We start from the raw sequence: 14,123 nt of genomic DNA, 5'->3' as shown, positions 1-14,123 counted from the left end.
CACAATAACAGGCAAATCAGTGGCCGAAGTGTAGCCGTTTATCGCCGGGCTGTCGAACTTTGCCGCCAACGCATCTTGCGTAAACGGCAAGCTTGCTCAGGCGTCCAGTGCGGCGCGGATGCCTGCCGTAAAGCTGCGCACGGCGTCGACGGCGCCCCCTTCCGGGGCATTTTCAATCTCCTGGATGATGCGGCTGCCGATCACGACGGCGTCGGCCACCTTGGCCACGGCCTTGGCCGTGGCGCCATCGCGGATGCCGAAGCCCACGCCGATGGGTAATTTTACATGCTGGCGGATGGCCGCGAGGCGTTCCGCCACCTGTTCCGTATCAATGTTGCCGGCACCCGTGACGCCCTTGAGCGACACGTAATAGCTGAAACCGCCGCCAACCTTGGCCACTTGCGCGATGCGCTCTTCGGTCGAAGTGGGCGCCAGCAGGAAAATCAGGTCGAGGCCCGCTGCGCGCATGGCGGCGCCGAACTCCTCGCACTCTTCCGGCGGATAGTCGACGACGATGGCGCCATCGGCGCCGGCCGCTTGCGCTGCTGCAATGAAGGCGGCGCTGCCGATGCGCTCGATGGGATTGGCGTACCCCATCAGCACCACGGGCGTCGTCTGGTTCGTTTCACGGAACTGGCGCACGTAGCCGAACACGTCGTGGATGCCGACATTGAATTTCAAGGCCCGTTCGCAGGCGCGCTGGATGACGGGGCCTTCGGCCATGGGGTCGGAAAACGGCACGCCCAGCTCCAGGATGTCGGCGCCGCCCTCGACGAGCGCGTGCATCAGCGGCACGGTGGCGTCAGGGCCGGGGTCGCCGGCGGTGATGAAGGTGACCAGGGCGGTCTTGTTCTTGGATTTTAATTGGGCGAAGGTAGTGGCGATACGGGACATGGTGAGCTTTCGTGGTGATGGATAGAGGAAGTAATTTCAACCCAGGAGCAAAGACCGGGGTCGGCCCCTGAGGGTCCGACCCCAGCCGTTATTGGGGTCTCAGGAGAAATTGAGTCCCATGCGCTCCGCCACGGTATGCATGTCCTTGTCGCCACGGCCCGACAGGTTGGCCAGCACGATCTGGTCTTTCGGCAAGGTGGCCGCCAGCTTGGCCGCGTAGGCCAGCGCGTGCGACGACTCCAGGGCCGGGATGATGCCTTCGATATGGCAACAGTCGTGGAAAGCCTGCAGCGCCTCGTCATCGGTGATCGACACGTATTGCGCGCGGCCCGAATCTTTCAGCCAAGCGTGTTCCGGCCCCACGCCCGGATAGTCGAGGCCGGCCGAGACGGAATGCGTCTCGATGATCTGGCCGTTGTCATCCTGCAGCAGATAGGTGCGGTTGCCATGCAGCACGCCCGGGAAGCCGGCCGTCAGCGAAGCCGAATGCTTGCCTGTGTCCAATCCCTCACCAGCCGCTTCCACGCCGATCAGTTTGACATCCTTCTGGTCGATGTACGGGTAAAAGATGCCCATGGCATTCGAGCCGCCGCCGATGCAGGCCAGCACGTAGTCGGGCTGGCGGCCCGTCATTTCCGGCATCTGCACCAGGCATTCCTCGCCGATCACGGACTGGAAGTCGCGCACCATCATCGGGTAAGGATGGGGGCCGGCCACGGTGCCGATGATATAAAAGGTGTTTTCAATGTTGGTGACCCAGTCGCGCATGGCTTCGTTCAGCGCATCCTTGAGTGTCTTCGAACCGGATTCGACGGGCACGACGGTCGCGCCCAGCAATTTCATGCGGTACACGTTCTGCGCCTGGCGCTTGACGTCTTCGCTGCCCATGTAGACCACGCATTCGAGGCCGAAGCGCGCGCAGATGGTGGCCGTGGCCACGCCATGCTGGCCCGCGCCCGTCTCGGCGATGATGCGCGGCTTGCCCATGCGCTTGGCCAGCAGGGCCTGGCCGATCACGTTGTTGATCTTGTGCGCGCCCGTGTGGTTCAAGTCTTCGCGCTTGAAATAGATTTGCGCGCCGCCGGCCATCTCGGACCAGCGCTTGGCGTGGTAGATGGGCGAGGGACGGCCGACGAAGTGTTTCAGCTCGTAGCGGAATTCTTCGAGGAATTCCGGGTCCGCGCTGTAGCGCGCATAGGCGTCTTTCAGTTCGGCCAGTGCATGCGTGAGCGTTTCGGCAACGAAGGAGCCGCCGTACGGGCCGAAGTGGCCGCGCAGGTCGGGAAACGGGTAATCGGTAGCGTGGAACAATGCGGCGGCTGCGCCGGGCGAGTTGGTGTGGTCATTCATGGTGGTTTCCTCTGGCAATGATGGCATCGGCATCCCCCACCGCGGCGATGAACGCGCGGACTCGGGATGCGTCCTTGATGCCCTTGGACGCTTCGACACCACTGCTGATGTCGACGGCGTAAGGGCGCACGCGCACCACTGCGTCAGTCGCGTTTTGTACGCTCAAGCCACCACTTAAAACGACCCGAGGCGCGAGTTCTTCTGGAATGAGGGACCAATCGAATACCTTTCCTGCACCGCCGTAGGCATCCACATAGGTATCGAGCAAGAGGCTCGAGAACAAGGGGCTGGCGGCGCGATAGCGCTGTTCGTATTCTAGCAAATCTTCAAAGCGGGTGTCGGGTTTGACGCGGAACACTTGCGTAAACGGCGTATTCACGGCACCGGCGAGCACCGCGCTGTGTTCGGGCGTCTCGTCGCCATGAAATTGCAGCAGAGATAAAGGCGCCACGGCCCTGGTGGCCCGCACCTCGTCCACCGTGGCATTGACGAACAGGCCCACCGTCGTCACGTAGGGGGGCATGGCCGCGATCAGGTCCGCTGCCTGCCCGGGCGTCACGTAACGGGGGCTTTTCGGATAAAACACGAAACCGATGGCGTCGACGCCCGCCGCCACGACAGCCTGGATGTCTTCGACGCGGGTCAGGCCGCAGATCTTGATGCGTGTGCGTGGCATGGCTATCCTTTATTGATGCAGATCAAAACCAGGGCAAGGCGCTGCTGCTGTCTTGCGGCAAGGCCCATTTCGGATCGTAATCGATCTGTGCCAGGTACAGGCCGTCCGGCATGAAGGTGGGCGCCGCCGCGTGGCGGTCCTTGCTTTCCAGCAAATGCCCGAGCCACTCCGGCTTTTCGCGCCCCGTGCCGATGTAGACGAGCGAACCGACCAGGTTGCGCACCATGTGGTGCAGGAAGGCATTGGCCGTAATCGTAAAAATGACGCAATCGCCGCGCCGCTCGATGCGGATGTCGTGCATCAGCTTGACGGGCGACTTGGCCTGGCATTGCGCGGCGCGGAAGGCCGTGAAATCGTGCCAGCCCAAGAGCGGCTGCACGGCCTGGCGCATCAGTTCCACGTCCAGCGGACGGAAAAAGAAACCGGCGCGCCCCTCCACCAGCGGCGAACGGGTGGCGTTGTTGTACAACACATAATGATAGGTGCGCGCGCGGGCGCTGAAACGGGCGTGGAAGTAGTCATTGACCGTCGGATCGCCGTCGAGTTCCTTGGCCCAGCGCACGGCGATCGATTTGGGCAGGAAGGCGTTGACGCCGCGCACCCACGAGTGCACGTCACGATTCAGTTCCGTATCGAAATGCACGACTTGCTCAAGCGCATGCACGCCCGTATCCGTGCGGCCGGCGCAGGTGGTGGCCAGGCGCACGCGGGCAAACTGCTCCAGCGCGTTTTCCAGCTGGTCCTGCACCGTCTGCCCGTCTTCCTGTTTCTGGTATCCATGCCAGGCCGTGCCGTCGTACTGCAGGCCGAGGACGATACGCTTCAATGGCGTTGCTGTCGTAATATTTTGCATCGAAGCATTATACCGGCGCAAAGGCGGCCCCGCCTCCCGACGACACCAGCGCCTGAGACGGCGTTCAGGGCCAGGCGCATGGTCGAAGACAGTACGAATAGTACGGCGAGGCCGTGCAACGCAGCCATGGACGTCGTATCTGGTGCTGGAAAGCGAACGAGACGGCGTTCAGGGCCAGGCGCATGGTCGAAGACAGTACGAATAGTACGGCGAGACCGTGCAACGCAGCCATGGACGTCGTATCTGGTGCTTAGCTCAGCAAAGCTCTCATGGTATTCGCCTTGGCGACCTGCTCTTCGCTGCCACCCTTGATGACCTCATCGATCAGCTCGCGCGCGCCTTCCTTGTCGCCGATTTCCTGGTATGCGATCGCCAGGTCCAGCTTGGTATCCATTTCCATGTGGATAGCCGACAACGGGTCGTCCACGCCCACGCTGGCCGTCTTGCCATCGTTGAGGTCCAGGTCGATGCCGGACAGGTCGAATTCCTGTGCGGGCGGTATCGCTTCCGGCAAGCTCGCCGGCGCTTGCGCATCGTCGAACAGGCTGTCGAGGGAAGGCTCGGCCGCCGCGACGGGCGCGGCAGCCGGCGCCACGGGTTCGTCGAGGTCGAAGTGGGCCAGGTCGACATCCTTCAACGGATCAGGCAATGGCGTCAAACCGGCGCCCACGCCATTGACGGGGCCGGCAGGCGGCTCCAGGTCCAGGCCGAAATCCATGCTGGCGTCATACTGCGCATCGTGCGCGGCAGGGACCGGCTTGCTGTCCGGCCCCGGCATGACGATCGGCTCGCTGGTGGAAACAGGTTCGAAATCGAGGCTGTCGAGGTCAAAGTCGAGGGGGGCGCGCGCATCGCGGGCCGTCACGGAGGAGACCGGCTCGGCCGGCGCCAGGTCGGCCAGCGGCGCGGGCGGCTCGTCGGGCAAGTCCATGCTCTGGCCATGCACGTCGTCGCCGGCTGCCTTGCTCAGGCTGACCACGGCGTCGTCTTCCGTATCGCCATACAGGGGATTGGTGGGATCGAGCGCCAGTCCCAGCGCGGCCGCCTGCGGCCACTCCTCGCCCTGGCCACGAGTCAGACTGTAGAGCTCGCTGGCCTGGTCTTCAAACGCGCGCACGTCGTTGCGGGCCGAATAGATTTCCAGCAGCTTCAGGCGGGCCGCATGGCGTTCCGGGTGGATGCGCAAGGCTTCCTTGAGGATGTCTTCCGCCTGACCATCGCGGCCGTAAGCGATATACACGTCCGCTTCGGCGACGGGGTCCGTTTCATTCGCATCGAGCATGCTCGCGCCCGCCGCGGCGGCCACGCCGGCAGCGGCCGCGCCCGTACCGAACAGGTGATTGCTCGCTTCGGACTGCTGGTCTTCCGGCGCCAGGCCGGACGGCGGCGTCACGGGCGCTTCCGGTTCCGGCTCGACCACGGGGGCGATATCGCCCTGGGCTGGCGGCGGCGTCTCCTTGCGGCGCCGCGCGACCACCAGTGCGGCCACGGCCGCCAGCAGCGCGGCGATGCCGATGCCGATGGCGCCCAGGTGGTCATTGATCTTGTCGGTAATCGTCGGCTCCAGCGGCGATGGTTTTTTTACCAGCGGCACCGGTTTGACCTTCGGTGCGGCAGGCTGAGGTGCGGGCGGCTGCGCCTCGGCCGGCGCGCTGGCGGGTGCGCTGGCAGCGGCCTCGGCCGGTTTGGCGGGTGCGGGGGCGCTCTTGTCGGCCATGGCCTTGCTCTTGACCGCCATCAACTTTTCCAGGTCGCTGACGTTCTTTTCCAGCTCCTTGACGCGTGCAGCGGCTTCATCGACCTGTTTCGCCTTGGCGATCTTGTCTTCCTCGCTGGCGACGGCGCTCTTGCCGGCCGACTTGGCCGCCGGCTCCGCCTTCGACAGTTTCAGCTTGTCTTGCGACTCGCTCAGGGCCGTCGGCTTTTCCTGCACCTTGGTCGCACCGATCTTGCCGGCCGTGCTTTGCGTCGCTTGCGCGGCCTTGGCCGGCTTACTTTGCGACACCTGACCTGCCAGCTTGTTGCGGTAGGCCTCGAAATCGATGGCGTGCGCCGTCACGATGCCCTTCGCTTCAGCCGCACCGGTAGCGCGCACGGCGTCCGCGCCAGGCACGGCCAGGATGCGCCCGGCCTGCATGCGGTTCATGTTCTCGCCCTTGAAGGCGTCGGGATTGGCGCGGTACAGGGCGACGAGCATCATGTCGAGCGACACGCCCGAAGGCTTCAGTTCGCTGGCGATGCGGCTCAGGGTGTCGCCCGTCTTGACCTTGTATTCCCCGGCCGGCTTTTTCGCCGCAGCTGGCGCAGCATCGGCCGCCGCCTTGCCTTTGCCCGGTTCGGCCGGCGCCGTCACTTGCGCGCCGCGCGTCTGGCGCGCTTCCGGCGTGTCGAGCACGAACGCATATTCGCGCACCTGGCGACCGCTCTTGCCGCTCAGTTCCAGCAAGAGATCCACCATGGGCTCGGCCACCGGTTGCGCCGAGCTGATGCGGATGAAGGGCTTGCCATTGCGGTTTTCCACGGCAAACGTCAAAGCGTTCAATGCGGGATTGAATTCCACGTTGGCCTGGCGATAGGCCTCCGGCGGCGCCAGCTTGGCCAGCAGGCTGGCTGCCTCGCCTGGCTTGATGGCCGATAATTCGACCTCGGCGCGCAGCGGCTGGCCGGCGGCGGACAGCACCGTGATCTTGCCCAGCTCGGCTGCGGATGCCGCCGGTGACAATAACACCGCACAGGCGACAGCGCTGCTGAGTGTTTTAATGGCAAGGGAGGCGACCCGGGGACGAGTGTGTACAGGCATAGTTGGCGGCATCTTAGTTGACATGGGAAAACAGTTACTTTTCCAGAGGTATCAACATATCATCATGCCCAGAGCTATGCAAGCTCCGCATGGTTGAGCATTGACGGGCTCAGGGCGAAAAAAAAGCCGGGAAAACAGCCCCGGCTTGATCCGCATCAGCAATTAATTGCTGATTTATTGCTGTTACGCATCCAGCAAAATACGCAGCATGCGGCGCAGCGGCTCGGCCGCGCCCCACAGCAACTGGTCGCCCACGGTGAATGCGGACAGGTATTCGCCGCCCATGCTCATCTTGCGCACGCGGCCGACGGGAATCGTCAGGCTGCCCGTGACGGCTGCCGGCGACAGGTCGCGCACGGACGCTTCGCGCGTGTTCGGCACGAATTTCACCCATTGATTGTTGCTGGCGATGATGTCATTGATTTCATCGAGCGGCACGTCTTTCTTCAGCTTGATGGTCAGCGCCTGCGAATGGCAGCGCATGGCGCCGATGCGCACGCACAGGCCGTCGACGGGAATTTCCTTGGTGCCGAAATCGATGCCGCGGCCGAGGATCTTGTTCGTTTCCGCGCCCGCCTTCCACTCTTCTTTCGACTGGCCGTTGCCCAGGTCCTTGTCGATCCACGGGATCAGGTTGCCGGCCAGCGGCGCGCCGAATTGCTTGATTTCATCCGGCGAATAGCCGTGCTGGGTGGCCAGCACCTGGCGGTCGATTTCCAGGATGGCGGACGCCGGGTTTTCCAGCAGCGCCTTGACGGAGCTGTTGATGGTGCCAAATTGCGTCAGCAGTTCGCGCATGTGCTGCGCGCCGCCGCCCGATGCCGCCTGGTACGTCATCGACGTCATCCAGTCGATCAGGTCGTGCTGGAACAGGCCGCCCAGGCCCATCATCATGCACGACACGGTGCAATTGCCGCCGATATAGTTCTTGACGCCCTTGCCCAGCGCATCCTTGATGACGTGCAGGTTGACGGGGTCGAGCACGATGACGGCGTCTTTTTCCATGCGCAAGGTCGAGGCCGCATCGATCCAGTAACCGTTCCAGCCGCTAGCGCGCAGCTGCGGGAACACAAAGCTCGTGTAGTCGCCGCCCTGGCAGGAAATGATGATGTCGCACTTGGACAGTTCGGCGATGTTGTTGGCATCCTTGAGGATGGTTTCATTCTTCGCCATGGCCGGCGCCGCGCCGCCCGTGTTCGAGGTGGTGAAAAACACCGGTTCAATGTGGGCGAAATCGCCCTCTTCCTGCATGCGCTGCATCAGGACCGAACCGACCATACCGCGCCAACCTACCAAGCCAACTAATTTCATTACCATTCCTCAAGATGAGACGGCGACTGCCATCATTGAAATATTTTATCCTAATGCACGCACTACGGCATCACCCATGGCCTCGGTACCGACCAAAGTCGTGCCCGCTTCGTGGATGTCGGCCGTGCGCAGCCCCTGCGCCAGCACCTGCTTGACGGCGCCTTCGATGCGGTTTGCCTGCTCTTCGCGATTCAGCGAATAGCGCAGCATCATGGCGGCCGACAGGATCGTCGCCAGCGGATTGGCGATGCCCTTGCCCGCGATATCGGGCGCCGAACCATGCGACGGCTCGTACAAGCCCTTGTTGTTGGCATCGAGCGAAGCGGACGGCAACATGCCGATCGAGCCAGTCAGCATGGCGGCCGCGTCCGACAAGATATCGCCGAACATATTGCCAGTCACCATGACGTCGAATTTCTTCGGCGCCCGCACCAGCTGCATGGCCGCGTTATCGACATACATATGGTCGAGCGCCACGTCCGGGTATTCCTTGTGCACATCGGTGACGATGTCTTTCCAGAACTGGAAGGTTTCCAGCACGTTCGCCTTGTCCACGCTGGTGAGGCGCTTGTCGCGCTTTTGCGCAGCCTGGAATGCCACGTGGGCGATGCGGCGGATTTCGCCTTCCGCATAGCGCATGGTGTCGAAGCCTTCGCGCTGGCCCTTGAACGGACCGTCCGGGCACTCGCGCACGCCGCGGGGCTGGCCGAAATAAATATCGCCCGTCAATTCGCGGATGATCAGGATATCCAAGCCCGACACCACTTCCGGCTTCAGGGTCGAGGCGCCCGCCAGTTCCGGATACAAAATGGCCGGACGCAGGTTGGCGAACAGGCCCAGGTTCTTGCGCAAGCCCAGAATCGCCTGTTCCGGGCGGAACTGGCGCTCGAGGTTGTCGTATTGGTAGTCGCCCACGGCGCCGAACAGCACGGCATCAGCCGCCTTCGCCAGGGCCAGCGTGCCTTCCGGCAAAGGGTGGCCATGGGCCGCGTAGCCGGCGCCGCCCACGGGCGCCGTTTCCAGCTCAAACGATTCGCCCAGCACATTCAAGACCTTGACGGCTTGCGCGACGATTTCAGGACCGATGCCGTCGCCGGGTAAGATTGCAATTTTCATATTTTAATCGTTTAAATGACGTTGGCCAGCCAGGGCTGAGCAGAAAGATGGCGTTCTTCGAAGGCGCGGATGTCGTCGGCGTGGCGCAGGGTCAGGCCGATATCGTCGAGCCCATTCATCAGGCAATATTTGCGGAAGGCATCGATCTCGAACGGGTACGAGACGGAACCGTTGCTGGTGCGCACGCATTGCTGCTCCAGGTCCACCACCAGCTTGAAGCCGGGGAAAGCCTTGACTTCATTGAACAGGTGCTCGACCTGGCTTTCCGACAGCACGATGGGCAGCAAGCCGTTCTTGTAGCAGTTGTTGAAGAAGATGTCGGCAAACGAGGCCGCGATGATGGCGCGGAAGCCATATTGATCGAGCGCCCACGGCGCGTGTTCGCGCGAGGAGCCGCAGCCGAAGTTCTTGCGCGTGAGTAAGATCGAGGCGCCCTGGTAGCGCGGCTCGTTGAGCACGAACTCGGGGTTCAGCGGGCGGCGGCTGTTGTCCTGGCCCGGTTCGCCATGGTCGAGATAGCGCCATTCGTCGAACAGGTTGGGGCCGAAGCCGCTGCGGTGGATCGATTTCAGAAATTGCTTCGGAATAATCGCGTCGGTGTCGACGTTGGCGCGGTCCAGCGGGGCGACCAGGCCTTCGTAAATCGTAAATTTATCCATGCTGTTTCTACTCGGTAAGACGCGCGGCGCGGGGCGCCGCCACGTCACGGTTTATTTTCCGCCGGCGCCAGTGACGACCTGGCCGACTTTCTGCACATCGCGGCCGATGCCCGAGACGGTGTTGCAGCCGGACAAGATGACGGTGGCGATAAGGAGGGCGAAGAGTTTTTTCATGATGATTTCAGTCTATGTGCTAATGGTTGCAAATCCCGTTAGTGTAAACCACCGGCAAATGCTGGGGTCAGACCCAACGGGTCTGACCCCAAATTCATCGCAATCCCCGCACGTCGACAAAATGGCCGGCGATGCCCGCCGCCGCCGCCATCGCGGGCGACACCAGGTGGGTACGACCGCCCTGCCCTTGCCGGCCCTCGAAGTTGCGGTTCGAGGTCGAGGCGCAGCGTTCGCCCGGTTCCAGACGGTCCGCATTCATGGCCAGGCACATGGAACAGCCCGGCTCGCGCCACTCGAAGCCGGCATCCTTGAAGATGCGGTCGAGTCCTTCGCGCTCGGCCTGATCTTTCACCAGGCCGGAACCGGGCACGACCAGCGCCAGGGTGACGTTCGAGGCGCGGTACTTGCCGCGTACCACGGCGGCGGCCGCGCGCAAATCTTCGATGCGCGAATTGGTGCAGGAACCGATGAAGACCTTGTCGATGCGGATGTCCGAGATCGGCGTGTTCGGCTTCAGCGCCATGTAGACGAGCGCCTTTTCGATGGCGTCGCGCTTGACGCTGTCTTTCTCATTGTCCGGATCCGGTACGCGGCCATCGATGCCAACCACCATCTCGGGCGAGGTGCCCCACGTCACTTGCGGTTCGATCTCTTGCGCGTTGAGCGTGACGACGAGGTCGAAACGGGCGCCCGGGTCCGAATGCAGCGTGCGCCAGTAGGCCACGGCGCGTTCCCAGTGCGGACCGGCCGGCGAAAACGGACGGCCCTTGACGTAATTGATGGTGGTATCGTCCACGCCGATGATGCCGGCGCGCGCGCCCGCCTCGATGGCCATGTTGCACACCGTCATGCGGCCTTCCATCGACAGGGCGCGGATGGCCGAGCCGCCGAACTCGATACAGTAACCGGTGCCGCCGGCCGTGCCGATCTTGCCGATGATGGCCAGCACGATATCTTTCGCCGTCACGCCGGCCGGCAGAGCGCCGTCGACCTGCACCAGCATGGACTTGGATTTCTTTTGCAGCAAGGTTTGCGTGGCCAGCACGTGTTCCACTTCCGACGTGCCGATCCCGTGCGCCAGCGCGCCGAACGCGCCGTGCGTGGACGTGTGCGAATCGCCGCAGACCACCGTCATGCCGGGCAGGGTCGCGCCCTGTTCGGGGCCGATCACGTGCACGATACCCTGGCGCTTGTCGTTCATGTTGAAGTAGGTCAAGCCGTAGTGCTTGGCGTTCTTGTCCAAGGTTTCCACCTGCAGGCGCGAGACGGGATCGGCAATGCCGTCGACCCGGCTGGTGGTGGGCACGTTATGGTCGGCCACGGCCAGGTTGGCGGAAATGCGCCACGGCTGGCGGCCCGCCACACTGAGGCCATCGAAGGCTTGCGGGCTGGTGACTTCGTGCAGCAAGTGCCGGTCGATGTACAAAATTGTCGTGCCATCATCTTCGGCCCGAACAACGTGGGATTCCCAGAGTTTGTCGTAAAGCGTCTTCATCATGATTTATGCAGCGTTGCCACAGCCTGTAGTAAGTGATCAAGTGATACCAGGTCATACGGTGATCCACAAGGATTATGCCATATATTGCGCGACACAGAACCGAAACAGGCAAAAGCGTGGGATTGGCGATACAAAGTTTGGCCGCATTGTTGGATATGAGCTGGAAATTGCCGATATCGGCATATCGGCGACATGACGGCCCCATCTGCGGGCAGGCCGCCGAACGAGCCACGGCGCGGCCAGAAATCGATACTTTTTCTTTAATCTTTCGTGTATTGTATTCGACAACAATTTCAGGAAAGACTGTATTGATGAGACTGTGTTCTTTTGCCGCCACGCTCCTGACTACTTTGACAGTCAGCCATACGCAAGCGGCCACGCCGGGCGAGACCTGCCTGCAGGACTTGCGCGTCCTTCCCGCCTTTTTGCTGGAAAACGATACTGGCGCGCGCCAGCATCTGGCACAAAAAGGTCAAGCGTATTTCGATCAGGCATTGGCCAGCGCCAGCACCGCGGCGGCCAGGGTGAACGATGAGGCTGCCTGCAATACGGTACTGTCCGGTTACCTGAGCCAGTGGCGCAAAGGCCACCTGCAGATCATGCCGACCGGTGCGCTGAAACATGAGACACCAGCTGCAGCACCATCCTCAACCGCCGCGCCAACGGCCACCATCGATGACAGGGCGCCATCGCTGCAGCTGCTGTCGCCGCACACGGCGCTGCTGACCTTACCGAGTTTTTTCCCCGGGTACGCCGGGCTCATCAATGATTTACTGGAAAGCAAGCGCGACGAACTGGCCAGCCGTCGAAACTGGATTATCGATGTGCGGCGCAACAACGGCGGCAGCGACAGCACATATGCGCCCTTGCTGCCATGGCTAGCTTCAGGCGAGAGCGTCAATATCGGTGGCGAATGGCTGTCCACGCCGGCCAATATCGCCAGCCAGGAAAACATCTGCGCGCTGTACGCTCCCGGCGACGCCACCTGCACGAAATATATGGCACTGGCCGTCACCCGCATGCGCAGCGTGCAGCCCGGCCAGTTCGTGGCGCAAAGCACCAACGGGCCTGTCAGCTATGCGAGTGTGTCTGGCCAGGCAGTACAGCCGTCCAGGGTGGCGGTGCTGGTCGACCGCGATTGCGGCAGTTCCTGCGAACAGTTTCTGCTGGAAGCGCGGCAAAGCTTTCGCGTCAAGCTAATCGGACGCAACAGCGGAGGCGCGCTCGATTATTCGAATCTGCGCATGCACCCCCTGCCCTCGGGACGGCGCCAGCTGGCCTACGCCACCTCGCGCTCGGCCCGCCTGCCAGATCTGCAGGTCGATCTCGACGGCATCATGCCCGACATCTACCTGCCGCCGCCGAAGGACGAGGCGGAGCGCGCCCAGGAAATCGTGCGCGTGCAGCGCTGGCTGGAAGGCGGCACCTTACGCCCTAACAACATCTGACACCGCTGGCGCCATAAAAAAAGCCCGCTATGCCTAGCGGGCTTTCTAACGATTGAAGCAAGACTCAGGCAGCTAGACGAACGCTTCCCCGGCAGCCGTCCATCAGGAACGACAGGCCCACGACCAGCACCAGCTCGCCTTCGGCCGAGCGGGCCGTACCGGTAATGCCTTCCACGGTGATGGCCGTCATCGGCTTGATCACCAGGTCGGCCGTGCCGTCGACGGCTTCCACGGCAAGAATGTACGGCTGTGGCGCGGCGACGACGATGCCGACGCGTTCGCTGCACGATTCATAGCCCAGGGCACCGGCCAGCGACCGTACGGGCAATGGACGGCCCTGGTCTTTCAGCACGGGCGCGCCGCCCACTTCCATGAAGGTTTCCGGCAATTCGACGACGCGCTGCACCACCGCCATCGGCAGCGCCAGCGCGGCGCCCGAGGTCGACACGAGCATGGTCGGCACGATCGACAGTTCGATCGGCAGGCGGATGGCGAACTTCGTGCCCTTGCCCAGCGTCGACTCGATGTGGATGGCGCCGCGGTTTTTCTCCACGGCCGTTTTCACCACGTCCATGCCCACGCCGCGGCCGGAGACGCTGGACGCCACTTCCTTGGTCGAGAAGCCCGGCAGGAACACCAGCTGGAAGCATTCGTCGTTGCTCAACTGCGCGTTTTCGCTGATCAAGCCCTTTTGCTGGGCCTTGCTGCGCAGGAAGACCGGATCCATGCCCTTGCCGTCATCCTGCAGCACGATCATGACGCTGTTGGCCTCTTGCCAGGCTTTCAGCGAAATATACGACTTGGCGGGCTTGCCGGCGGCCAGGCGCGCTTCCGGCGATTCGACGCCATGGTCGAGCGAGTTGCGCAGCATGTGCACGAGCGGATCGTACAGGCTGTCCACGACGACGCGGTCGACTTCCGTTTCCGCGCCTTCGATGGTCAGCTCGACATCCTTGCCCAGGTCTTTCGCCAGCTCGCGCACCAGGCGCGGGAATTTCTGGAACAGGCGGCCGACAGGCTGCATGCGCGTGGCCAGGGTGGCCCGCTGCAGTTCGGTCGAGTAACGCGAGGCGCGCTCCAGGGTTTCCGCCAGGGTCGCCATCAAGGTGGCGGCCTGGCCTTCGAATTTGAATTGCAGCAAGCGTTCGAGCAGCACGGCGGCCTGGTTGGCGGCCTGCACGGATTCGCCCGCCACTTCCAGCAGCGCGTCGAGCTTGACGGCGTCGACGCGGATGCTGTCTTCCTTGACGGGCGCGGCATGGCGCACTTCCGGACGCTCTTCGCGTCGTTCGGCGCCATCCCAGGCCTTGGCGGCCGGCTTGGCGGCAGCGGCAGCGGCGACGG

12 protein-coding genes are annotated in these 14,123 nt (G+C 63.0%); 1 reads left to right on the top strand and 11 read right to left on the bottom strand.

Annotated features, from left to right (window positions below):
* Positions 1 to 96 precede the first annotated feature (96 nt).
* The 10 genes from trpA to leuC all read right to left on the bottom strand — a co-directional run bounded on the left by trpA (position 97) and on the right by leuC (position 11,331).
* Complete coding sequence (gene trpA, locus JAB8_RS15665; RefSeq protein ID WP_070221134.1) at positions 97 to 894, bottom strand: tryptophan synthase subunit alpha; 798 nt, start codon at positions 892 to 894, stop codon at positions 97 to 99.
* Positions 895 to 993: 99 nt separating this feature from the next.
* A complete protein-coding gene (gene trpB / locus JAB8_RS15660) occupies positions 994 to 2,244 on the bottom strand; it encodes a tryptophan synthase subunit beta (RefSeq protein WP_139143062.1) in 1,251 nt (416 codons plus the stop codon).
* Complete coding sequence (locus JAB8_RS15655; RefSeq protein ID WP_070290536.1) at positions 2,237 to 2,920, bottom strand: phosphoribosylanthranilate isomerase; 684 nt, start codon at positions 2,918 to 2,920, stop codon at positions 2,237 to 2,239. The genes trpB and JAB8_RS15655 overlap by 8 nt, the downstream gene beginning before the upstream one ends.
* A gap of 22 nt (positions 2,921 to 2,942) precedes the next feature.
* Positions 2,943 to 3,746: a tRNA pseudouridine(38-40) synthase TruA gene (truA, locus tag JAB8_RS15650; RefSeq protein WP_070221130.1), complete on the bottom strand. Its 804-nt coding sequence runs from the start codon at positions 3,744 to 3,746 to the stop codon at positions 2,943 to 2,945.
* A gap of 277 nt (positions 3,747 to 4,023) precedes the next feature.
* Positions 4,024 to 6,501, bottom strand: coding sequence for a FimV/HubP family polar landmark protein (locus JAB8_RS15645; RefSeq protein WP_275528102.1), 2,478 nt, complete (start codon positions 6,499 to 6,501; stop codon positions 4,024 to 4,026).
* Between the two features lie 255 nt (positions 6,502 to 6,756).
* Positions 6,757 to 7,884, bottom strand: a complete 1,128-nt coding sequence (asd, locus tag JAB8_RS15640; protein ID WP_071654418.1) for an aspartate-semialdehyde dehydrogenase — start codon at positions 7,882 to 7,884, stop codon at positions 6,757 to 6,759.
* Positions 7,885 to 7,929: 45 nt separating this feature from the next.
* Complete coding sequence (gene leuB, locus JAB8_RS15635; RefSeq protein ID WP_070221124.1) at positions 7,930 to 9,000, bottom strand: 3-isopropylmalate dehydrogenase; 1,071 nt, start codon at positions 8,998 to 9,000, stop codon at positions 7,930 to 7,932.
* Between the two features lie 11 nt (positions 9,001 to 9,011).
* Positions 9,012 to 9,659: a 3-isopropylmalate dehydratase small subunit gene (gene leuD, locus JAB8_RS15630; RefSeq protein WP_070290533.1), complete on the bottom strand. Its 648-nt coding sequence runs from the start codon at positions 9,657 to 9,659 to the stop codon at positions 9,012 to 9,014.
* Positions 9,660 to 9,710: 51 nt separating this feature from the next.
* Positions 9,711 to 9,833: an entericidin A/B family lipoprotein gene (locus JAB8_RS28215; RefSeq protein ID WP_010400408.1), complete on the bottom strand. Its 123-nt coding sequence runs from the start codon at positions 9,831 to 9,833 to the stop codon at positions 9,711 to 9,713.
* Positions 9,834 to 9,927: 94 nt separating this feature from the next.
* Positions 9,928 to 11,331, bottom strand: coding sequence for a 3-isopropylmalate dehydratase large subunit (leuC, locus tag JAB8_RS15625; RefSeq protein WP_070221120.1), 1,404 nt, complete (start codon positions 11,329 to 11,331; stop codon positions 9,928 to 9,930).
* Positions 11,332 to 11,642: 311 nt separating this feature from the next.
* Between leuC and JAB8_RS15620 the strand changes: the two genes are divergently transcribed.
* Complete coding sequence (locus tag JAB8_RS15620; RefSeq protein ID WP_175445205.1) at positions 11,643 to 12,779, top strand: S41 family peptidase; 1,137 nt, start codon at positions 11,643 to 11,645, stop codon at positions 12,777 to 12,779.
* 64 nt (positions 12,780 to 12,843) lie between these two features.
* Here JAB8_RS15620 and JAB8_RS15615 read toward each other — a convergent pair.
* On the bottom strand, positions 12,844 to 14,123 hold a 1,280-nt coding region (locus tag JAB8_RS15615; RefSeq protein WP_070290531.1), incomplete at its 5' end, for an ATP-binding protein.

Source organism: Janthinobacterium sp. HH106 (genome assembly GCF_001758725.1).
Classification (GTDB): domain Bacteria; phylum Pseudomonadota; class Gammaproteobacteria; order Burkholderiales; family Burkholderiaceae_D; genus Janthinobacterium.
This window is presented reverse-complemented; position numbering and strand designations above follow the sequence as displayed.

What these genes read in the sequence shown, in the direction of transcription:
- asd (WP_071654418.1), bottom strand. Translation starts at nt 7,884, where the DNA reads ATGAAATTAGTTGGCTTGGTAGGTTGGCGCGGTATGGTCGGTTCGGTC.
- trpA (WP_070221134.1), bottom strand. Translation starts at nt 894, where the DNA reads ATGTCCCGTATCGCCACTACCTTCGCCCAATTAAAATCCAAGAACAAG.
- JAB8_RS15655 (WP_070290536.1), bottom strand. Translation starts at nt 2,920, where the DNA reads ATGCCACGCACACGCATCAAGATCTGCGGCCTGACCCGCGTCGAAGAC.
- JAB8_RS15620 (WP_175445205.1), top strand. Translation starts at nt 11,643, where the DNA reads ATGAGACTGTGTTCTTTTGCCGCCACGCTCCTGACTACTTTGACAGTC.
- leuD (WP_070290533.1), bottom strand. Translation starts at nt 9,659, where the DNA reads ATGGATAAATTTACGATTTACGAAGGCCTGGTCGCCCCGCTGGACCGC.
- leuB (WP_070221124.1), bottom strand. Translation starts at nt 9,000, where the DNA reads ATGAAAATTGCAATCTTACCCGGCGACGGCATCGGTCCTGAAATCGTC.
- leuC (WP_070221120.1), bottom strand. Translation starts at nt 11,331, where the DNA reads ATGATGAAGACGCTTTACGACAAACTCTGGGAATCCCACGTTGTTCGG.
- trpB (WP_139143062.1), bottom strand. Translation starts at nt 2,244, where the DNA reads ATGAATGACCACACCAACTCGCCCGGCGCAGCCGCCGCATTGTTCCAC.
- JAB8_RS28215 (WP_010400408.1), bottom strand. Translation starts at nt 9,833, where the DNA reads ATGAAAAAACTCTTCGCCCTCCTTATCGCCACCGTCATCTTGTCCGGC.